Below are 22,771 nucleotides of genomic sequence, written 5' to 3' on the forward strand. Positions count from 1 at the left end.
GTCGAGAATACTTTGCATTGCATTTGTGATTTGGTGTATTGAGAACAGTTTAGAACTTCAAAGTACTTCTCGATACAATTTTCTATCGAAAATCACTCGAAGTGACGCTTGGTGTTGCTTTTGAAACGTATTGTCATTCCGCACCTGTTGCGGAATCCACTCATATTCTCGATGGATTCCTGTCTTACTGAATCAAGTTCAGCATAGGTCTTAGGAATGACAAATAATAACTGGGAAACTAATTTTGTAGGAAATGTAACATTTGAGTACATTGTAGCAACTAACGTATTGTAATTAATAGTTAAGATATGGAAAAACCGAATTTGGTAATTGATGAAGAGCAAAAGAAAGTTTTTTTAGATGGAGAAATTATTGGAGAATTGAATAGCTCCAATTTTAGTGATGCAGGGAAATATCAAATTGCAATAAGGTCTAAACATATTGATAAATTATCAACCTTTAAAATATTTGATATTTATAATGATGATGTAGGTTTTTTTGAGATTAAAATAGATAAACGAGATTCATCATTTCATTATAATTGGTTAAGTATTGAGTCATCTCTATCTTTTATTAAAGGAGAAACTAATTATTTGTATTTAGACATTGACTTGACGAATTGGAATATGCCATTTAGTTTCAAATCTTTTTTAGCTTTATTAATAGATGAGATAAAAGACGATGAATTGATTTCTATTTTTAAAGATGATATAAAAGATATTCTTGAAGAAGGACTTTGCTTAGATGTTTATATTAATGAAGAATCAAATGATCTTGAAACCTTATATTATGAAGTTTTGGAAATGTTTAAATTAAAATTTGATACGATATTTTTAGAGTTAGAAAATGTAAATGCTTCAAACCTTAAAAACACCTTCACTTTTCCACCAGAAATTCAAAGTTCCTGCGAACAATATCTAATCTACTTTGCAACGTTTTTAAAAGACATTGGTATCAACGCAGAAACAAATATCGAATCCAAAGCACATGAAACTTTATTTACCGTAATTCCCAAAGATGAAGAAGAAGCATTGGACAAAATAAAAGAAGCGTTACAAATGTATTTGTCGCTTCCTGAAAGTCCAGAGTTTGAAAGTGTCGCTTCTGAATTTCAAGATGTTGGTGTGCAACAATTAGCTTCACAGGTTTTATTTTTAAAGTCACAACTGATGCTAGCAAATTCTGCAATTCAAATGAAAGATGCAACCATTAAAAGTTTAAATATGACTAATTACCAACAAAATGTTGTTATTGAGTCACATCAAACTAAAAAAGAAAACGAAGAAGAACTTGTTGGCGATTTCATAAAGACAAATGAAATAAAAGTGCCAGGATTTACATTTAATTTACCAGAATTATTAAGGCAAATCAAACGAAAATTCAAATAACAAATAACAAATAACAAATAACAAATTAACGAATAACGAATATCGAATAAACAAATAACGAATGTTAAATACAAGCGATTCACGTATCTTAGCTATCATTAATTTTTAAAATTAGTTAATTCACATTTGTATGGGCTGGAAAACATCAATGGTTTTAATAGAAAATCGATATGGTTTTAAAGACGAAATCGCATTATTAAAAGCTTTAGGAAAAGCAAATTATGAGTTTGATAGCGAAGTTTCGTTCGAAGCATGTCTGTATCCAGCAGATGAATCTATCAATATTGGTTTTTATAACAATACGATTATCATTTGCGACGATTACCAAATTACAGAACAAACCTTAGCAACAGAAAGTCTCAATTTGAGTCCAGCAGAAAATGCATTAGTAGCATTATTTCCACAAGCAGAAATTTTGTCTGTATCTTGCCATAGTGTTTCAAATTTCCATGCGTATGCGCTTATCCAACGTGGATTAAAAACACGTATAAAGATTGCAGGCGATGGAGAAGTAGCGGTTTCACTTGGCGAACCTTTTGCTGAAGAAAAAGAAATCTATGCGCGTTCATATGAAGTAGATGGAATTCACTATTGGAAAGATGAAAATCATCCTGATGATCCGTATACGGAAGATAGTTTGCTAGAAGATTTTACCTTTGGAGTTGCCAAACGATTGCTTGGTGTAAATTTGGACACAGATGAAGGTTTTGAACTCACACAGAATATTACTTTCAAGAAATATAAAAATCCGAATCCGACTCCGAAAGAAACGCCAAATTACAGCATGCGAACGTTGGAAGAAGAACTCAGCTATCAAAAACGGGCCAAGTGGATAAAATATGCACTCTATGCTGTCATTTTTATAGTAATTTTATATGTGCGTTCGTGCATGACTAACAATTCAATTTCATAAATATTTTCAATGTATTTTAGTTTCAACTTTAAAACTTCTACGTTACTTATTTTCTTTATTCACGGATTGATTTTTACGTTATTACTTCTGTATAAAGGAATAAAAAACGAAAATAAATCGAGTTTTTGGTTGGCAGCTTTTATCTTTTTATGTACGCTATATATTGCACCATTTATGTTTGGGTATTCAGGTTGGTATGCTAAAGATACTTATAGGGAAATACTGTTTTTTATACCATTTCAGCAACTATTTCTCATGCCGCCTTTGTTGTATTTCTATGTAAAAAGTTCGCTACATACATCGTTTAGATTTCAGAAAAAAGATTGGTTGCATTTCATTCCTGCCATGGTATATGCATTGTATAGTTTGATGGTCTGGATTACAGACGAATTGGTGTTAGATACCTACTATTTTTATGCCGATGGACGCGATAAAGATTTTGCACTTTGGTATCAAATTTCAGGTTTTATCATGATGGTTTTCTATCTGTTTGCCTGTTTGAAACTATACACGAAATACAAAAAGAAAACCTATGAAACGGTAAGTTACGCCGATTCCATTTTGCACGCGTGGATTCAACGATTTTTAATTGCGTTTTTAGGATTGCTATTACTACGCGTTTTATTCTTTATTCTAAATCCAGAATGGGCAAACTTTGGCAGAAAATATTGGTACTATCTATCGTTTTCAATCTTGTTTTATTACATCGCGCTAAGCGGATATGTGCATGCTATCAAAATGAATGTTTCTTTTCATCCGCGATTGGTAACAACTTTCTCTGAGGATTTTCTCGCGGAAGCGGAAGAAGAAGGAACAACCACAAAAACGGAGACAGATATTATTGAATTTTCTGAGGACGACAAAATATTGCAACAACAATTGGAAGATTTGATGGAGCATAAAAAGATATTTACAAATCCGAATTTAACCTTATTTGATGTCGCGAAACTGCTTCATACACATCCAAAAAAAGTATCAAATATCATCAATAAAGGTTTTAAAGTGAATTTTAACGACTTTGTAAATTCATACAGAACACAAGAAGTCATCAAAAAAGTAGCGGCTAGCGAAAATGATTTGAAAACCTTATTAGGAATTGCACTCGATTCTGGATTCAACTCAAAATCAACGTTTAACAGAGCTTTTAAAAAGCAAACACAGCAAACTCCAAAAGAATATTTTAGTGGAAATACTTAAAAAAAAGTGTCAAATCACGATTTGGCGCGCTTTGTATAGGAAAGAATAGCACATTTGTATCATCAAAAAACGTAATACACATTTTAATGAAATCAAATTTACTATTCTTCACATGCATCCTGTCATTTGCAATTAGTTTTGGACAGGGAATTACGCAAGAACAACGTACACAATTAGACAAAATTACCATCAAAGATGTGCCAAAAGGCGGACCAGGAATTGCCGTCGGAATTGTGCAACACGGAAAAATTATCTACGAAAATTATGCAGGATTTGCCAACTTGAAAGACAGCATTTCCATCGGAAAAAAGACACGCTTCAACATTGCATCGAACGGAAAACAATTTACAGCATTTGCAGTGTTAACGTTAGCCGAAAAAAACAAATTAAGCCTAGAAGATGACATTCGAAAATATCTGCCAAATTTGTATAAAAATATAGAATATCCGATAAAAATTAAACACTTATTGAATCATTCTAGTGGAATGCGCGGCGTGTATAGATTGTGGAGTTTGCAAGGATACACATGGTGGGAACAAAAGTTTGACAATGCAGATGTGATGGAATTGCTAGAAAAGCAGCAAGAACTCAATTTTGTGCCAGGTACTAAATATTCATATACGAATTCCAGTTATATTGTATTAACACAAATTGTAGAAAAAGTTACAGGAACTAGCTTTGTTGCGTATACAGATAAGATGTTTAAAGAGTTGGGCATGCCAAATACCTCCTTTGTAGATGATTATAAAAACATTGCTGAACCGATTGCAAAACCATATTTCAATTTTGATACGTGGACAACGTACGATTGGACGTGTAATTTACACGGTGACGGAAATTTATTTTCTACGTTGGAAGATCAATTGCATTGGGAAAAACTATTGCAAACGAAGAAAAGTGATGTGTTTTCCGAAGAAATCTTAACCCAAAGTCAACAACTAATCAAAGATTCAAAGATTACAAAGTATGGTTATGGTGTAGAACGTGGCGAACATAGAAATGAAAAATACCGTTTTCATGGCGGTTCTACAGGAGCATGGAAAGCCATTACTGCACGATTTGACACGCAGAATTTTACAATCGTAACGATGATTAATACTGGAAAAATTGATCCGATGATGCTCACGTTGGAAATGGCAGATGTGATGTTGAATAAAACAGACGAAAAAGAAACCTTTGCCATTGTTCCCGCAACAGTAGGCGAGAAGGTAACTGAGGAAGATATTTTAGGAATCTATCGTACGGAAGGCGGTTATATCATTAAATTTGAAAAACGTGATGGCAAATTGTACATGATCCGTTCGGGAAGAAATGATATTGAATTACTTCGCGAAGACGACAATATTTTCCATCAATGGAATGATGCGCCATTTAAGCAAGAATTTACCAAAAATAAAGATGGTGTGATGCAAATTACTGCATATTATCCAAGTGTGCCACCATTTACACTCACGCGCATCGAAAGTGATTTAAGTACATTTGACTTTACTTCGCTCAACGGTTCTTTCTTAAATAATGAAATCAATGTGTCGTTTACAATCGAAAACATTGAAAAGGAAAACTATGAAGTAACGCTAGGAAAGAAAAAGATAAAAGGACTCTTGCTAGATGAAACGGAAATGTTAGTTGACAATTACAATATATCATTTGAAAAAGACAGTCAAGGAAAGATCAATGAAATACTCGTTTCAACGGGACGAATTGATAATTTACGATTTGTGAGGAAGTAGGTTTTCCATCATAACATATAAAAGCATACACTTTATTGTTTGTGCTTTTTTTATGGAATACAGCTATATAAACGATCATCAAAAAGATATTTTAAAAAATGATCCGTATATTTCATTTTTATGAACAAATAAGTGTCTAGAGATATACAATTTATGGAAGAACGCAGAACACAAAACCTAACCAAAAATACATGCGTTATATTAATATTGCTTCTTTTTGAAAGAATTGCGTACTATGGTGTTCGGTCATTATTGATGTTATATTTAGTGAGTGAAACATTTCAATTAACTGACTATGGCGCAATGACTATTTACAGATACATAATATACTTCTTACTATTTACACAGGTTGTAGGAGGAGTTTTTGGAGATTTCATATTTAAAAATAAAAAATCAATATTTTTTGGCGGGTTACTAGCTGTTTTAGGATGTGTTAATATTTGCTTTCCTAATGAAAATATAGTGTACTCAGGATTAGCGTTAATGACATTGGGTTCAGGTTTTATGAAACCTAATATTTTAGCAGCTTATGGAAAAATATATTATCAAAAAGAAAAATTTTTAGATACAGCATTTTCAGTTTACTATTTAGTAGTTAATGCTGGAGCTTTTATAGGAATAGCACTGTTCGCTTACATATCTAATGAATATGGCTTTGTTCCAGGATTTGGATTTGCAGCTGTATTGTATATTATTATTTCTTTATTAGCGCTTGCAATTTCAGAGATGAAAGGAATACGCCCATTCAAAATTCATAGGGACGTAGTTTTTAATGTATTGTATGTAATATTGGCGATTTCTCTTGGTATGGTTTTTTGGATATTGTATGAAATAGGAGGAATTCAGACAAATAGGTTGTTATTTAATGACAATTTTCAAATTGATTTGGGTTCTGTAGTAACCAAAGCAAATATCTTAAGTATAAGTGGAATGATAATCCTTCCATTGCTTGTTATTTTCAGTATAATTTGGATAAAATTCCACAAGGCTCAATTTTTAAAAGTAGCCTTTGGATTTCTTTTTGGAGCATTAGCATTATATCAATTTTCATTAATATCATTTGCAAATAATGAAAATGATTTACTTTGCCTACTATACGGAATGTCATTATTTGCTGTTGCGGAAACACTTTGTGGTCCAATAGTCTTGTCGATTATTACCCGATATTCCAATCCGAAATATTTAACAATAATTATGGTTGTTAACATGACAGTTTTATATGGAGGAGTAGAAATAATCAACACTCTATATTATGATTTATTTAATGAATCAGAAATATTTATCAAAATAAGTGTTGCTGTTTTCTTCGGAATTACACTACTACTATTTTTAGGTTTTTTTATTGGAAGAAAGTTTATTGTGAAAAATACGATAGAAAATGATGTCTTAGATCAAAATATCAAATCAAATTATTAAACGAGTTCATCAAGTAAAATAATACTTAAGGAAACACTTGAAATATATTTTACAGCAATTTTACTGCTATTTATTTTCAAAGGATTTTTATATGAGAAATTAGTAAAGTGTCTCATTATTATGAGAATCACAATCTTTTCATTTGTCAGGAAACTAGAAACACGTTCGGAAATTCAAACCTTAAAACGATAATAGATAAGCATACTCATTACAATCAATTTTCTTTCCAACAATCCAACAATCCAAAAAGTCTAGCTTTTTACAAATCATCCGTAAAATGCTTCTTGCTTTTCTCTTTGCTAAACTTGTCTTTATTGTAAGTTGATGATTCTCCTTTCGGAATGCTTAAAGAGTGCCATTTTTCTGAGCGAATCAATTTGGCAACATAGACCAATTGCCCAACATGATACGGATAATGACACAACTGACGCGTAACAGCTTCCAAAACCGTATGTCCTTGATTTCGAATGTAAATAATTCGTGAAACGTCTTCCGGTTGTAACGGATCAATCGCATCAAATAAGCATTGCCAACCTTTCTCCCAAGCGGCAATCATTTCGGTTTTCGTTTTATATGTAGCTTCAAACTCGGTATCGCGATGACGCCATTCTTTTTCGCCATCTTCCGTAAGGAAATTTGTCCAGCGACTCAACATATTCCCCACAATATGTTTTACAATAACGGAAATACTATTGCTATCATCATTTTGTTGCCAATGAATATCAGCTTCGTTTAACTGTGCAAATGTTTTATCGCCAACACTTTTATAATAGGCGAATTGCTTTTTGGTACTTTCTAAATAATTAGATGCTACAGTATTCATGTCACGTAAATTTTTTGATTAAAATATGCTTTCAAATACGTTTTGATATCTTCTGTCTCAACTCCGTCGTCTAACACAACAGCATGTGTAATCTGTTCATTTTTAATATTTGCAAATGTAATGTTGAGCGTATCTGAAGCAACATGAATGCGTTCTACTTTATGTACAGGAATTTTAAACTGTGAAATTTTATAACGTCTTTGAAAAAAGTGAATCACCATTCCTATAACCAAACCACTATAAATAATTTCAATTTTCCCTGTTAGGAAATACATCACTAGCGTTAGTGTAATTAATGCTAAAGTAACTTGTACAATATGATCAAAAATATAAGTAAAAGTCAGTTTTGGATGTTCGGTTTCTTCCAAAATCTTGCAAGTTTCCCAATTTCCATGATCGCTGAAATAGAAAAATTCTCTATCAATATTTAAATATCCTTTACGTAAAACAAAATAGCGTCTTTCCATCTAGTAAATATAGGGAAAAGATTGAAAATTGTTTAAGCATACCATGAACTCTCATGTGAAACTGAATCAAGTTTAGCGTGGCGTAAGACTAAAATGATAAAATAAGTTTAGTAGCGCAGCAATACCAACAAGCTAACCATCCAACAAGCTATTCTTCAGGTACAAACTTTAACGCAACACCATTAATACAATGTCTTTTTCCTGTTGGTTTTGGACCATCGTCAAACACATGTCCCAAATGTCCGCCACAGATTGCACAATGTTCTTCCGTACGTGCATATCCAAGATCGTAATCCGTAGAATATGCTACATTTCCTTCAATTTCACGATCAAAACTTGGCCAGCCAGTTCCCGAATCAAACTTATGTTCACTTTTAAACAAAGGCGTATTACAACCTGCACAATGATACGTTCCTTTCTTATAATTTTTATTCAAAGGACTTGTAAAAGCACGTTCCGTTCCAGCTTTGCGAAGTACATAAAATGCTTCTGGACTCAACTGCTTTTTCCATTCTTCTGTAGTTTTTGTAACCTTAAAAGTCTCTTGCTTTTTAGATGTGTTCTCTTTTTTCTGTGCTGATGAATTACAACTAAACAACAATCCAATCAATGCAACTAAAAATACCTTCTTCATAATTTTCTTTTAATTCTTTCTAAGTCAATTTTTTCCTTAAAAATACGGTTTTTTATACAAACAATCAGTCGTAGCAACAAAGCAATCATTACGAAACCGTTTTAGTAAAAATATATTGAAAAGACTCGTAACATTATAGTAATTATGTAATATTAATTATTTAATTTTAAGACCCTTACAAGGAATAAACCAAAAAAAGAGCTAACAAACATCCATGAAAGTACTTTTCTTCACAAAAGAATTTCCTCCATATGTATATGGTGGCGCTGGAGTTCACGTTGAATATTTAGCAGACGAATTGAAACAATTAATGCAAGTTGAAGTACGAAGTTTTGGCGATCAAGAAATTGATACTGAAAATTTGAGCATCACAGGATTTGCTGGTAATCACGCCAGTTTTGATACGACAGATAAAAAACTAAAACCTGTATTCAATACGTTGCAGACCAATTTGCACATGAACGCAAATGAAATTGATGCCGATGTAATACATTGTCACACATGGTATGCGCAATTTGCAGGAATTATGGCAAAACTCTGTTACGGGAAACCTTTGGTCATTACGACACATTCGTTAGAACCTTTACGTCCGTGGAAACGCGAACAACTCGGTCGCGGTTATGATGCTTCTTCTTGGATTGAAAAAACGGCAATTGAAATGGCAGATGCTATCATTGCAGTTTCGGAAGAAACCAAAGTTGACGTCTTACAACATTTCAACGTAAATGAAGACAAGATACAAGTGATTTATAACGGAATCAATTTAGAGCAATATCAGTACACGGAAGACCAATCAATTCTTGAAAAATTTAAGATAAATCCTGAAAAACCATATGTATTATTTGTGGGACGTATTACACGTCAAAAAGGAATCATTCATTTGGTAAACGCCATCAAACATATTGATGCAGATACGCAAATTGTATTGTGTGCGGGTGCGCCAGATACAGAAGAAATTGCCAAAGAAATGCAGGAAAGTGTGGAAAGTGTAAAGCAAATCCGTGACAATGTATTTTGGATTGAAGAAATGTTGCCGAAAGATGAAATCATTCAACTCTATTCGCATGCAACGGTTTTTTGTTGTCCTTCTATCTATGAACCTTTTGGAATCATCAATATAGAAGCGATGGCATGTAAAACTGCAGTAGTTGCCAGTGCTGTTGGAGGAATCAAAGAAGTGGTAATACCAGACGAAACAGGAATTTTAGTTTCGGTAGCGCAACAAAATACGGCGCCTTTTGAACCGACGGATCCTGAACAATTTTCCAAAGATTTAGCAGACGGAATCAACACACTTGTAAACGATGAAACGCTCAGAACTCAAATGGAATTGGCCAGTAGAAAACGCGTAGAAGATTATTTTGACTGGAAAGCCATTGCAAAACAAACAGAAACACTATACAAATCTATCATATAATACACCATGATTAACGACAAAGTATTAAGCATTATTCTTGGAGGCGGACAAGGTTCACGACTCTATCCGTTAACAGAAGCACGATCAAAACCAGCCGTACCAATTGCTGGAAAGTACAGATTAGTAGACATTCCAATTTCAAACTGTATCAACTCAGATATCAAACGTATGTACGTATTGACACAGTTCAATTCCGCATCGTTAAACAAACATATATCAAACACCTATCACTTTAGTTTCTTTAGTTCGGCGTTTGTAGATGTCCTTGCGGCAGAACAAACCATTACGAGTGACAAATGGTTTCAAGGAACGGCAGATGCAGTTCGCCAAAGCATGCATCACTTTCTAAAGAATGATTTTGAATATGCGTTGATTCTTTCAGGAGATCAATTATATCAAATGGATTTCAATGAAATGATTCAACAACACGAAAAAGCAGGCGCAGAAATATCCATTGCTACATATCCTGTAAATGCTAAAGATGCCACATCATTCGGTATTATGAAAACGAATGAAGAAAATGTAATTACTTCTTTTATAGAAAAACCTTCCGCAGATTTATTACCCGATTGGACGTCGGATGTAAGTAGAGAAATGAAAAAAGAAGGTCGAAAGTACTTGGCTTCTATGGGAATCTACATTTTTAACAGAGATTTGTTAATCAAATTAATGGACAATCCTGATACGGTCGATTTTGGAAAAGAAATCATTCCGCAAAGTATCGACAAACACAAAACGGTAAGTTTTCAATACGAAGGCTATTGGACAGACATCGGAAATATTGATTCGTTTTTTGAAGCCAATCTTGGTTTAACGGATGATATCCCGAAGTTCAATCTCTACGATCAAAAAAGACGTATTTACACCAATGCACGTATTTTAGCGACTTCTAAAATCTCGGGAACAACACTGAACAATACGGTCATTTCAGACGGTTGTATCATTCAAGCCTCAAAAATAGAACGTTCTGTTATTGGAATTCGTTCACGTATAGGAAAAGATACGGTCATGATTAACACGTATATGATGGGAAATGATTCGTATGAATCCTTGGAAGAAATCGAAACAAAAAAAGTAGACATTCTGATGGGAATTGGCGAACGCTGCTACATTAAAAATGCAATCATTGATAGAAATTGTCGCATTGGTGATGATGTAAAAATAAACGGCGGAAAACAGTTGAAAGATGTAGAAACCGATACATATCTTGTAAAAGATGGTATTGTGGTTATTAAAAAAGATGCAGTCATTCCTAGAGGAACTATTATACAGTAGTAAAACTCCGTTTTTAAATCTTAAAGACGCATAAAAAGTAGTAAGTGGAACTATTTCGATAAATATCGAAATTTTCTCTTTCCAAACTCATAAAAAGTTATCTAAATACAGAAACTAAAAAATCCTGCTATACGAAGCGGGATTTTTTGTTTCTAACACGTTTCTATTTAAACAAATAGAACTCCTTTTTAGGGAATAGCTACATGTATTTCATGGTTTGTAAGAAGAATCGTTGAATAGAAAATAGCTCATGTTTTATGAGAAATTTGTTTTCAATACTGGAATTACGGTAAAACCATAAATCTTTACAAATCAGCGTCTACAGTAGTTTTTTTAAATATAAAAGCGACTACTTTTCTATAATTTTTATGTTAATTTGATCATAAAATTACACCAATCTTTAAATAATAACACATGAAGTTAAAACTACTTATTCTTCTATTTTTTTTTGTGTTTAGTACTACGTTAACAACGGCACAAAACTTATTAGACACCTCAACTTGGACTGTTGGTAGCGGTTCTGTTTCTGGTTTTGGACAAAACGGAGCTACCAGTGAAAATAGCAGAGAATTTGGCACAAATCCATTTGGCGGTACCTCAATTTTATGGAAAGGCGGAAACGATGCTGCAAGTGATGGAGATGGCGGATGGAACGCTAGTTACCAAACAATCGACAATGCAGAAACCTATCGTTTGGTTGTCTGGATAAAAAAGACAAACTCCAACAATGGAAGTACCTATTTTGGTTGTCAACAATGGCAAAGCGGATCGGATACGACGATGTACGATTTTTCTATTTTGAATTTGAATGGAAGCCTTCGAACGAATCCTTATTTCTGGGTTGGCGATTTACCACAACTCAACAAATGGTACATGCTTGTAGCGTATGTTCACAGTAAAAACTATACTTCAAATCTAAGTTATGGAGGAATATACGATCCAACGACAGGAACCAAAGTTGCCAATATCTCAGACTTTAAATTTGCAGCTTCCACAACAAAATTAAGACACAGAGCTTATTTATACTATGATACAAATACAGCTGACAGACAGTTTTTTTATGCGCCACGGATGGAAATGGTAGATGGAAACGAACCTTCAGTTGCTAGTTTGCTTGGCTTAGACGGAACCGATACAAATCTTTTAAGTACTGCTTCTTGGACGGTAGGTTGCGGTTCTGTAACTGGATTTGGACAAAATGGAGCTACTTCAGAAAACTGTAGAGAACTAGGAAGAAATCATATTGGAGAAGAAGTAGTGCTCTGGAAAGGTGGAAATGACAGTACCAGTGATGCTGATGGCGGTTGGAATACAGGCTGGATTAGTGGTACAGATCATAATACAACCTATCGATTTAGTGTTTGGTTAAAGAAAACCAATTCCACCAACGGACATTCCTATTTAGGATTTTATGCCAATAATAGTGGTTCGTTGACATTGAGCGGTACGTACAATTCTAATCCGTATTTCTGGGTTGGCGATTTGCCAAAACTAAACAGATGGTACTTAGTGGTAGGATATCTTCACAAAAGTAGCTATAGTTCATCAACAAATCTCGGACGTATCTTTGATGGTGTCACTGGAGAAGAAGTGTCAAGCATTACGGATTACAAACAGAAAAATTCAGCTACGGCATTACGACATCGATCATATCTGTACTACGATACAAATACTTCGGACAGACAATATTTTTGGGCGCCACGAATTGATCCAATAACAGGAAATGAACCTACAATCAAAGAATTATTGCATATCAATGAAAATTCAAAACTAATATTTAGTTACGATGCTGCTGGAAACCAAAAACAACGTTTCTATTGTCAGGAAGATGGATTCTGTTCTCCTGTAGCACCATCCAATAGATCGATTATTGAAGAAGGTGTTAAAATGAAAGAGGAGGAAGGTATAGTTGTAGCTGAACAAACAGATGTACAATTGCCAGGAGAAGAAACAGATGAAGAAACGGATATACTTGGTGTAAAGCATTCGGTTTTTCCGAATCCAACCAATGGTCAGATAACCATTCAACTATCGGGTAAAGATTTCAAGTTGACAAACTCAATAAGTATCTACAATGTCACTGGATCTCTTGTTCAAAAAATTAATATCAACAATCCTACGGCACAAATGCAATTAGACATAAGCAGTATGCCATCAGGAGTGTATTTAATTCACATGCATTTTACAAATGGAACGGTAACTACCGAACAAATTATCAAAAACTAAATTGCAACGACCATGAAATTACAAACATATTATAAAACCCTTGTATTACTTTTTATAGGATTTGTTGGTTTTGCTCAAACTCCTAATAAGCTTCTTGAAGATCCATCAAATACTGTAAAATTGGATTTTCAAAAAATCAATACAACGAAGAATAAAAAAATATCAGCAGCCAACAAATCACAAAATAGACTTTTTGATGAACCATGCTTAATTGATCCAGTTACGGGCGATTGTATCGATATCATTGATCCAATTGACCCAATAGATCCGATTGACCCAATTGATCCACCTACTACACCAACTGTATCAGCAGGAACTACTCCTGATGAATTCGCCGTTTCCTTAACGGGAGGCGCTGCGTACAGTGTACCGCTTAGTTTACCACCAGGCATAAAAGATATTTCACCCAATATTGCCATTTCATTTAGCAGTCAAGCTTCAAATGGACTTGCAGGTTGGGGATGGAATATTGCAGGATTATCTACCATTACAAGAATTCCTTCTACAAAATATCATGACGGATTTATTGACGGAGTAGATTTTGATTCAAAAGACAGATTTGCTTTAGACGGACAACGGCTGCAATTAAAATCAGGAAGTTATGGCGCAAGCGGTTCGGAATACCAAACAGAAATGTATTCAAACATCAAAATTAAAGCCTACGGAACTTCTTCATACGGTTCTTCGTATGGACCATCGTATTTTATAGTTTTTTATCCTGACGGAACACGCGCTTGGTATGGAAATGCAGGTTCTTCTAGAGGAAGACTAGAATGGGCGTTGTACAAACGACAAGATCCGCAAGGCAACTATGTTGAGTACAACTATTCTCAAAGTAATAACTTATTGCGAATAAATAGAATCCGTTACGGTTCGCGAACAGGAACAACGCCACCAAATGACATCTATTTTCATTACAAAACTAGAACACGACCTGAGGTTTCATATATCAGCGGAATTACCTTCAAACGATCAAACATTTTAGATCGTATTGAAGTAAAAAGTGCGGGACAGTTGTATCGTAAATATCAACTTTCGCACAACACCACTTCGTTAGGATACCAACGTATCTCTTCAATTCGAGAATACAATGGTTCAAATCAATCGTTACCACCAATTACATTTTCATACGAATATTCATCGAGTGGTGTGGTACGAGATGGAAATACGCTTGATATTTATCCAGGAATCAATTACAATACAGATAGAATCGCTGTTGGAGAGTTAAATGGAGACGGACAGATGGATTTTATTACCTACCATAAAAACTCGAGAAACAAACTGAATGTATTCATGGACATTTTTGATGATTATGGTTCAGGGATTTCGTTAGGATATGCAGTAAATACTGAAAAATTTGATGATGTTTTTACAAGTACTATCTTATCGTGGAATGGAATAGTATTAGGACAGCAAGGTGTAACTACCGCCAGAGAAACGGTAAATAGTTCCAACGCAACTGTACGTTTTAGAACCTTTGCAATGGCAGCATATGGACCTGTGTTACAATATGATAAATTTGTGAATTTCCCAATAGGACCAGCGCCACTAGATTATTGCGATTACGGAGGAAATGTGAGTAATGAAGATCGAAAAATACCAAAAACATATATCAATGGAGATTTTAATGGAGATGGATTAACGGACGTTTTGGCGATTCCTAAAAGATACTACAGAACAGTTTGTGAAGAAGTATATGATCCATGGGACGATTACGGATATGATGAATGTGAATGTGAAAATCAATCAGTTTCGCAAGGAAACTCCGAAGTATATTTCGTCGATTTAAAACGAACGGCAAGTACAAGTGCTGTGAATATTGGTTCACTAACGACACGTATTCAGGATAATTCTGATAAACTATTTGGATTGGATTTTGACGGAGATGGAAAAACGGATTTAATGCACTTTAGAGATGGATCTGTTAGAGTATACTCCATGAATTCATCCAACCAATTGGTTCAAATTGCATATTTGCCTTACAGTTATTTAGATAAAGACAAGCCAATCTTACTTGGCGATTACAACGGCGATGGAAAAACAGATTTTGCACAACCATCAGCGAACAATAGTTCTACGTGGCGTTTTTACCTTTCTAGAGGAAACAACATCTATTACTATTCAAAAAATATTGGAATACTATACAAGGAAAACTATGTACATAACGGATCAAGAAACGTAAATGGCGTTTCAATGAGTAATCCTTTATATGAATACCATTACATAGCACAAGATTACAATGGAGACGGGAAATCGGACATCTTAAAACACGAAGTTGTATCGCCATATTCTTCGTATAGTGTAGTTAGTGATAGATTACAACTATACACAAACAAGCAGAACAGTACTGACAGTACACCTTCTTTTCAGCTAACGACAAACTCATTGGCAGTAAATAATGGCGTAACTAAATTTGGTATTCCATTATTCTTAGAAGCAAAACAAACAAACAGTAATTTAGAATATGCGTACATTGATGGAAACAATGTACATACCTACGAATTTAGAAGAGACAATAAATTAGATACATCTCTGAAAAGAATAAGCAACAATGGTGTGGTAACCGATATTTTCTACGAACGTATTGGAGTTCCAAGTAGTTCTTCGCCATATCCAACAAATATCTATTATCCAGATTATAGTGAAACCTATCCTTTTGTCAATGTCAATATAGCACCATCTTTAAAGGTTGTTAAAGAAGCAAAACAATCTGGTTCTGGACATACAAAAAGGCAACTCTTTCAATACAATGGTGCTGTTTCTCATGCAGAAGGACTCGGATTTTTAGGTTTTAAAGATTTCAAGAAAACGAATTGGTTTGGAGATGATGTTGGGCAACTTTGGAATGTAACCAAGCACGACATGCAAAATCGAGCCGCCATTACCCAACGCTGGGTTTCTACATCGCCTTCAAGTTATGTGCCTTCTAGTTTTGCAAGTAAAACAACCTATACGTATTCAACACAATTACTTTCCAACAAAGTATTTGTAAACATTCCTACTCAAATTTTAAATGAAGATGGTTTGCAAGGAATAAGCTCTACGGAAACCTTTACATATGATGCGTATAAAAATCCGTTAACGATCAATACGACATTTTCAGGAGGTTCTAAAACCGTAAGTTATCTTTACTCAAACAATCCTTCATCGACAAGTCAATATTATCATATTGGACGTCCAACCAAAAAAACCGAAGTCAATGTACTCAATGGAAATTCATTTAGTGCAGAAGTTCAGTTTACCTACAATAATAACCTTGTCACTCAAAATAAAAAGAAAGGAAATGGTACACCTTGGCTTACGGAAAGTTTTTTATACGATGCATTTGGAAATACTACAAAAAAGACAATCAGTGGTACTGGTATAGCCAACAGAGTAGAAGAATATGAATATGATGTAAGCGGTCGTTTCATGACAAAAAGTAAAGACGCACTTGGCTTAGAAACTACATTTACCTATAATAACGCTAAAGGGAATATGACGTCTACTACGTCACCATACGGACTCACCACTTCTTATGAGTTTGATGGCTGGCAACGCTTGACAAAAGAAACAGATTACTTAGCAAAAGAAACTACCTATACCTACAATAAAGAATATGTTTCTGGCATAGGATGGTGTCAAACAAAACTGATAAACTATCCACAAGGGCAAGATGAAAAAATATACTACAATGCTTTAAGTTGGACGGTACAACGAAAAAAATTAGGACTCAATAACAAATGGATACAAAAACGGTTTGAATATGATGTAGCTGGAAGAAAAATTAGAGAAAGTGAACCGTATTTCAGCACAAGCAATCCAACACAATGGAGTCGTATTTATTTTGACCAATATGGACGAATAATAACAAACACGTCTTTTACGGGACGACAAATTACGACAACTTACAACGGACTTTCTGTTACTGTTGATGATGGTGTAAAAACAATCACGACAACAAAAGATGCTTCAGGCAACATAGTATCGGTTCAAGATGCTGGAGGTACAATTTCATACCAATATCATGGAAATGGAGAAATGAAATCAGCCAACTACGGAAGTCATGGTGTCTCGGTAACAATTGATGGTTGGGGACGTAAAGCATCACTTTCAGATCCTTCTGCGGGAACTTACACGTATCAATATAATATTTTAGGAGATATCATTGAAGAAACGACTCCGAAAGGAATCACAACTTACACCTATGATGCATTTGGTCGTTTAGATACAAAAACCGTAAATGGTGATCAAACAAATCTTTCATTAAACTATCTATATGACGGAAGTACCAAACTCCTCAATGTCATCAGTGGTACAAATAGCAGAACTGGCACGTATTCTAACTATACATACAATTACTACTATGACAGTTACAAGCGTTTAAACAAAATAAAAGAAACGACAGAGACAGGAAACTTTGAAAAACAAATGACGTTTGATTCCTATGGAAGAGTTTTAAGTGAAAACTACATTACCAATCATTCAGGTTCGGGAACCAATAGCAATGTAAAAACAAAAAGTCTCTATGATTCGGCAGGTATTCTAACAGAAATAAGAGACTTTACATCCAACAATCTGCTTTGGAAAGTAAATGATGAAAATGCAAGAAGTCAAATACTAGACATCACATTAGGAAATGGAATATCAAAAACCAAACAATACGATCAATATGGTTTCCTAACGAACATTACAGACAAAGTAAACGCAACTGGAGGTGTACAGGCCTTAAAAATGGACTATAGTTTTGATACGCAACGCGGTATTTTAAACAGTCGTAAAAACTATGCCTTTACAAATTGGAATGAAAGCTTTACACATGACAATTTAGACAGATTAATGCAAATCAATGGGCCAGCTGCGCATACCAAAGCTTATGACAATCGAGGACGAATTACCACGAATTCATCCATTGGTACTTACAACTATTCAGGAGCTAGCATGTATCAACTGGCAAATATTGATTTAAACAATCAAGGAGATTTATACTATCAACAAAACAGTTTACAGCAAATTACCTACAACGCTTTTAAAAGTCCTATTGAAATTTTTGAAGAAGAAAAAGGACGTGTAAGTTTTGAATACGGTCCTATGATGAATCGTACACATGCGTTTTATGGCGGTTTGGCCGAAAACAAAACGGACAGAAAGTACCACAAACAATACTCAAGTATCATTCCTGTAGAAATGGTATATAATAGTGAAAATACAAGTACAAAAATTATTACCTATATCGGAGGCGATGCGTATTCTGCTCCAATAACGCACATCAAAACAAGTGGTAATCCAAGTGGTAATATCAATGAATACATGTATCTACACAGAGATTACCTTGGAAGTATTCTGGCAATTTCAGATTCGTCTACCAACATACGCGAACAACGTCAATTTGGCGCTTGGGGCGTTACGGATGCCTTTAAAAAAGGAAGTGCTACAGCCGAATTTACTCATGATTCATTAATTGGGCGCGGTTTTACAGGACACGAACACTTTTTTGAAGTATCGCTGCTCCACATGAATGGACGTATGTATGATGCACAATTAGGACGTTTCCTATCGCCTGATAACTTCATTCAAGATCCGTACAATACACAAAGTTTCAACCGTTATGGATATGCGTGGAACAATCCGTTGGTCATTGTAGATCCGAGCGGAGAATTTTTCTGGTTTGCCGTAGCCATAGGCGCTCTCATAGGAGGAGTTTCTGCCGCCATACAAGGTGGCGATTTAGGCGACATATTACTAGGAGCACTCATTGGAGGTATTGCAGGAGGAATTGGCGCAGGTGTTGGAAACCTGGTCGCAGGCTCCTTTCTCAATTCCGCCTTAAGTTCCACCGTCACCACTGGCTTCTTCGGAAATGCTGCTTCTAGTATTGTAGGTTTCTGGGGCGGAGCCGCAGTTGGAGCCGCAGCAGGATTTGCTGGAGGTTTTGTTGGTGGAGTTGGTAATGCTTGGATGAATGGTGCTAGCTTTGGAGCTGGTATCATGTCTGGTCTCAAAGCTGGAGCAATTGGCGGATTACTTGGCGGCGCCATCGGAGGTGTCACGGGAGGAATCAGAGCTGTTAAAAACGGTAGAGAATTCTGGAGTGGTCAAAAATGGCACGAAATTACGACAGGTTCAGGATTTAGTTTTGATACTTCTTCCTTATCTGAATTTGATGCAGGAGTAAAATGGGATTATGAATTTGACATGAAAATTCCATACACAAAACAAGCGGGAGAATTCGGATGTACCTATTCGTGTAAACTGTCTGTTGACAAATATTTTAGCACAACAGGACAAGAAAAAATAAATGCACGATGGTTAAGTATGACCAATTCGGGAACGAAAAAACTAAAAATGCTATCTGGAAACTTAGAAGGTTTCTACAAATCGGCAGGTTATAAAACAACGAGCTTTACAGGTGCTTTTTCTAACAAGCCAACAAGTTTAAACTGGATTTATAATCAAATGAAAGCAAATAAAATCGTTCAAGTCGGATTTAACAATGGCGTAGGAGGACACGCAAGTTTAGTGACCAAAATAAAATATTTGGCAGATTTCTCTAAATTCCGTGTATATATAATGGATCCTAACTACTTTAGCCCGCAACGATTAAGTTTTAACAAAATCTATCAAATGTTTAGCATTGGAAAATGATGAAAAATAATATAATTGTAATTTGTGCTGTACTACTTTTTATAAGTTGTACAGCACAAAAAAATAACACAGTGATTACCATACAACACAAAAACTATCAAGAATACGCTTCCAACTATATTGAAGAAAAGTATACGGAAGTCTCAAAAATTCCAGATAGTATTTTAAAAAAGTTTGGAGAATCATTGGTGGCTTACAATTATAAAAAAGAAGTGTTACAGACGTATTCATGTCCTATATTTAGGTTAAAAACAAAAAATGAAAACGATCCAATATTCACAAATATGATGGATGCTATAGATTTTACAAATCAGTACGAAAATCAAGTCATTAACATCTACAAAGGAGATACTTTACTAAGCAGTCATACGGTAAATCCTGCATACAAAACTCCTGAAAATTGGAAAGAACAATTTGATGAATTTAATTTTTTTCAAAACACCTTATTGCGGCATACAAATGAAATCGTAACAGGACTTCCTGCTGCGTATACAGATGTCTATGCGTACAAAGCACAACTAGAAAAAAAGTATTTTGTCTTTTTCCTAGAAGGAATAGATACACATTTCGTCATAAAAAATAATACCATATATGCGGTAAAAATGGTATGTAACGAAACAGAAGCTGATGAAAAATCATATGCAGCGTTTTTCAATTGCTTACAACCTGAATTTGTAGAAATCAATACCTACTTTAAAGACATTGAACTCGCTTTTATTCATGACAAACAGTTAGCAAAAAAAATAGCAGCATTCAAAAAAACGAAACATACGGAAAATCAAAAAGTAACGTTTATAGTTGAAGAATAAAATAGATCATTGATACAAACAAACGAAAATCCTGCTGTTATGGCAGGATTTTTTTTCATAAAGTAAGTTAGAAGTGCAAATATCAATGTAAGTTCAATTGCCAACGTACGCCAAATTGATCTTTAATAAAAGTAAACTTTGTACTAAATCCGTAGTTTGCTATTTGTTTATAAGATTTTAATGCTAATCACAGTAGCGATCTGCTTTTCATTGGAAAACAACGATGTTTAATTTCCTGTATTTTTGATGTGTAGAATGACATGTCTGTGAAACTGATAGCATATATGTATAAAATTATTATTTGCTAAGACATGATACTTGTTCTTATTCTTCTATTACTTATTGAATTCAGATTTTTTTAATTTACCATTTTCAAAGTCGAGTGTACAAAGGAATCCACAAAAATTCCAAATCTGATTTTCAGTTCCTTCGTTGAATTCAATATAAAAGTCAGCTGGCGTATTCATAGGATGTTCAGCTATCCAAATCAATTTTCCGTTTTCATCAAAAGCCTTACAGTTCTTAAATTGTAAGTGTTTCGGTACGTTTTCGTCAAACTTATAAATCACAACTGCTAACTTATTTATTATTCGAACTTGTTTAATATTATATTCTAGTTCAAATTCCTTTCCGTCAATTTTTAGAGTCCGATCAAACGATTCAACTTTCTTCATTTTATGGTTCTTCTGAAATGTTTATTAACGGTTAGTGTATGATGTCGTTGCCTATTTAAACACTAAAGTTAGCAAATAAATCACAGATAGAAAGTCTGCGAGGACTTTAGAAATTAAGTTAAAAACTATCAATAAGGTTTATACTTTGCTAGGCACAGTTATTATTTATTTTTTAAAATATGTACTATGGTTACTTGTTATGATTTCTTTTACGTTGTTGAAATCTGTGTATTCAGAAATAATTTTAATATTTTCATTTATTCCATCTAATTCTCTTACAAGAAAAGGTAAAATATTCCTGTTCTTGCATATAATGATTATATTATCTCTATCTCTAATAGCATAACCTAATTCGACTAGTGCACTTGAGGCAACTCTTTCAGGATAATAAAATAAAAAGTTTTTACAATTTTCTATTGCTTTAAAATCTTCTCTAGCGGCTACTTGTGGTGGCTGATAATCTTGTTCTGTTTCGAAATAATCGCTTGCATTAAAAATTGGATTATAACCTAGGTTTGATAATATTTTTTGAAGCTCCTTTACTTCATTTTGAGAGGTTATTCTTGAAGTTTTTGACTTACTACCTGCTATGGCATATGATAGGAATATATTCCAACTTGTATTATTAGATTTAGCTCCATTTAACCAAAGGCTTTTGTTTTTAGTACCATCATAAATATAATAGATGAATAACAATATTAATGACAAAATAAATGGTAATATTCTGAAATATTTAAGTTCATCAGAAAGAGCATATGTTGTTAGTACACCTTTATTTAATCCAATTAACTTTCCGTAATAAATTCCTACAATAATTATTCCCACAGAAGCTGTTACATTAAAAAAATTAACCTTTAAATTTTTAATAGATTTAACTAATAGAGTCGTAAGAATAGAAAACGTTATGAGCAAAAAACTTCCATTATTTATAAATTGTTTAAATGATAAATTTTCAAGAAAAAGCATATCACTATAAAAAATATTTACAAAAAATAAAGAGAACCAAATTCCAAAAGTAGTACCTAGGATTACAACTAATGTTTTTCCAAATGATTTGAGAACTACTTTTCTGTTTTTTTTCTTTAAAATAGTGTTTTCCATAATATTATTTTAATTGTAATCAACGTATGCTTAAACAGAATTCCTGTTTTTATACTAAATACGGTAAATAACAGTAG

15 protein-coding genes are annotated in these 22,771 nt (G+C 34.0%); 10 read left to right on the forward strand and 5 right to left on the reverse strand.

From position 1 onward, the window contains the following. Window positions 1-308 precede the first annotated feature (308 nt). The 5 genes from AA089_RS14350 to AA089_RS14370 all read left to right on the forward strand — a co-directional run bounded on the left by AA089_RS14350 (window position 309) and on the right by AA089_RS14370 (window position 6,644). Complete coding sequence (locus AA089_RS14350) at window positions 309-1,388, forward strand: hypothetical protein (protein ID WP_046757660.1); 1,080 nt, start codon at window positions 309-311, stop codon at window positions 1,386-1,388. A gap of 148 nt (window positions 1,389-1,536) precedes the next feature. Beyond that, on the forward strand, window positions 1,537-2,301 hold the full coding sequence (locus tag AA089_RS14355; protein ID WP_046757661.1) for a hypothetical protein: 765 nt from the start codon (window positions 1,537-1,539) through the stop codon (window positions 2,299-2,301). Between the two features lie 9 nt (window positions 2,302-2,310). Next, window positions 2,311-3,498 carry a helix-turn-helix domain-containing protein gene (locus tag AA089_RS14360; RefSeq protein WP_046757662.1) on the forward strand — a complete coding sequence of 396 codons (1,188 nt, stop codon included), beginning with the start codon at window positions 2,311-2,313 and terminating at the stop codon, window positions 3,496-3,498. Between the two features lie 86 nt (window positions 3,499-3,584). After that, window positions 3,585-5,228 (forward strand): serine hydrolase domain-containing protein, encoded by a 1,644-nt coding sequence (locus tag AA089_RS14365; protein ID WP_046757663.1) that lies wholly within the window; start codon window positions 3,585-3,587, stop codon window positions 5,226-5,228. A 153-nt stretch (window positions 5,229-5,381) separates the two neighbouring features. After that, the gene (locus tag AA089_RS14370; protein WP_046757664.1) at window positions 5,382-6,644 is read left to right on the forward strand and encodes a POT-type proton-dependent oligopeptide transporter; all 1,263 of its coding nucleotides are present in this window, start codon (window positions 5,382-5,384) and stop codon (window positions 6,642-6,644) included. A gap of 259 nt (window positions 6,645-6,903) precedes the next feature. Here AA089_RS14370 and AA089_RS14375 read toward each other — a convergent pair whose 3' ends face one another. The 3 genes from AA089_RS14375 to msrB form a co-directional block, all read right to left on the reverse strand. Further along, window positions 6,904-7,467 (reverse strand): DUF1572 family protein, encoded by a 564-nt coding sequence (locus tag AA089_RS14375; RefSeq protein ID WP_046757665.1) that lies wholly within the window; start codon window positions 7,465-7,467, stop codon window positions 6,904-6,906. Next, complete coding sequence (locus AA089_RS14380; protein WP_046757666.1) at window positions 7,464-7,934, reverse strand: hypothetical protein; 471 nt, start codon at window positions 7,932-7,934, stop codon at window positions 7,464-7,466. Before AA089_RS14380 ends, AA089_RS14375 begins: the two co-directional genes overlap by 4 nt. A 148-nt stretch (window positions 7,935-8,082) precedes the next feature. Continuing rightward, the gene (gene msrB, locus AA089_RS14385) at window positions 8,083-8,568 is read right to left on the reverse strand and encodes a peptide-methionine (R)-S-oxide reductase MsrB (protein WP_046757667.1); all 486 of its coding nucleotides are present in this window, start codon (window positions 8,566-8,568) and stop codon (window positions 8,083-8,085) included. 214 nt (window positions 8,569-8,782) lie between these two features. Between msrB and glgA the strand changes: the two genes are divergently transcribed. The 5 genes from glgA (at window position 8,783) to AA089_RS14410 (ending at window position 20,919) form a co-directional block, all read left to right on the forward strand. Then, window positions 8,783-9,985 carry a glycogen synthase gene (glgA, locus tag AA089_RS14390; protein WP_046757668.1) on the forward strand — a complete coding sequence of 401 codons (1,203 nt, stop codon included), beginning with the start codon at window positions 8,783-8,785 and terminating at the stop codon, window positions 9,983-9,985. 6 nt (window positions 9,986-9,991) lie between these two features. Then, window positions 9,992-11,260, forward strand: a complete 1,269-nt coding sequence (locus AA089_RS14395) for a glucose-1-phosphate adenylyltransferase (RefSeq protein WP_046757669.1) — start codon at window positions 9,992-9,994, stop codon at window positions 11,258-11,260. 414 nt (window positions 11,261-11,674) lie between these two features. After that, window positions 11,675-13,486 carry a T9SS type A sorting domain-containing protein gene (locus tag AA089_RS14400; RefSeq protein ID WP_046757670.1) on the forward strand — a complete coding sequence of 604 codons (1,812 nt, stop codon included), beginning with the start codon at window positions 11,675-11,677 and terminating at the stop codon, window positions 13,484-13,486. Window positions 13,487-13,498: 12 nt separating this feature from the next. Next, window positions 13,499-20,110, forward strand: coding sequence for an RHS repeat-associated core domain-containing protein (locus tag AA089_RS14405; RefSeq protein ID WP_046757671.1), 6,612 nt, complete (start codon window positions 13,499-13,501; stop codon window positions 20,108-20,110). Between the two features lie 71 nt (window positions 20,111-20,181). After that, a complete protein-coding gene (locus tag AA089_RS14410) occupies window positions 20,182-20,919 on the forward strand; it encodes a hypothetical protein (RefSeq protein WP_156169035.1) in 738 nt (245 codons plus the stop codon). Window positions 20,920-21,254: 335 nt separating this feature from the next. Here AA089_RS14410 and AA089_RS14415 read toward each other — a convergent pair whose 3' ends face one another. Beyond that, window positions 21,255-21,593, reverse strand: coding sequence for a hypothetical protein (locus tag AA089_RS14415; RefSeq protein WP_046757673.1), 339 nt, complete (start codon window positions 21,591-21,593; stop codon window positions 21,255-21,257). A 165-nt stretch (window positions 21,594-21,758) separates the two neighbouring features. After that, entirely contained in the window at window positions 21,759-22,694 is a 936-nt protein-coding gene (locus tag AA089_RS14420; RefSeq protein ID WP_046757674.1) for a hypothetical protein, read from the reverse strand. Window positions 22,695-22,771: the final 77 nt, after the last annotated feature.

The organism is Kordia jejudonensis (assembly GCF_001005315.1).
Lineage (GTDB): Bacteria > Bacteroidota > Bacteroidia > Flavobacteriales > Flavobacteriaceae > Kordia > Kordia jejudonensis.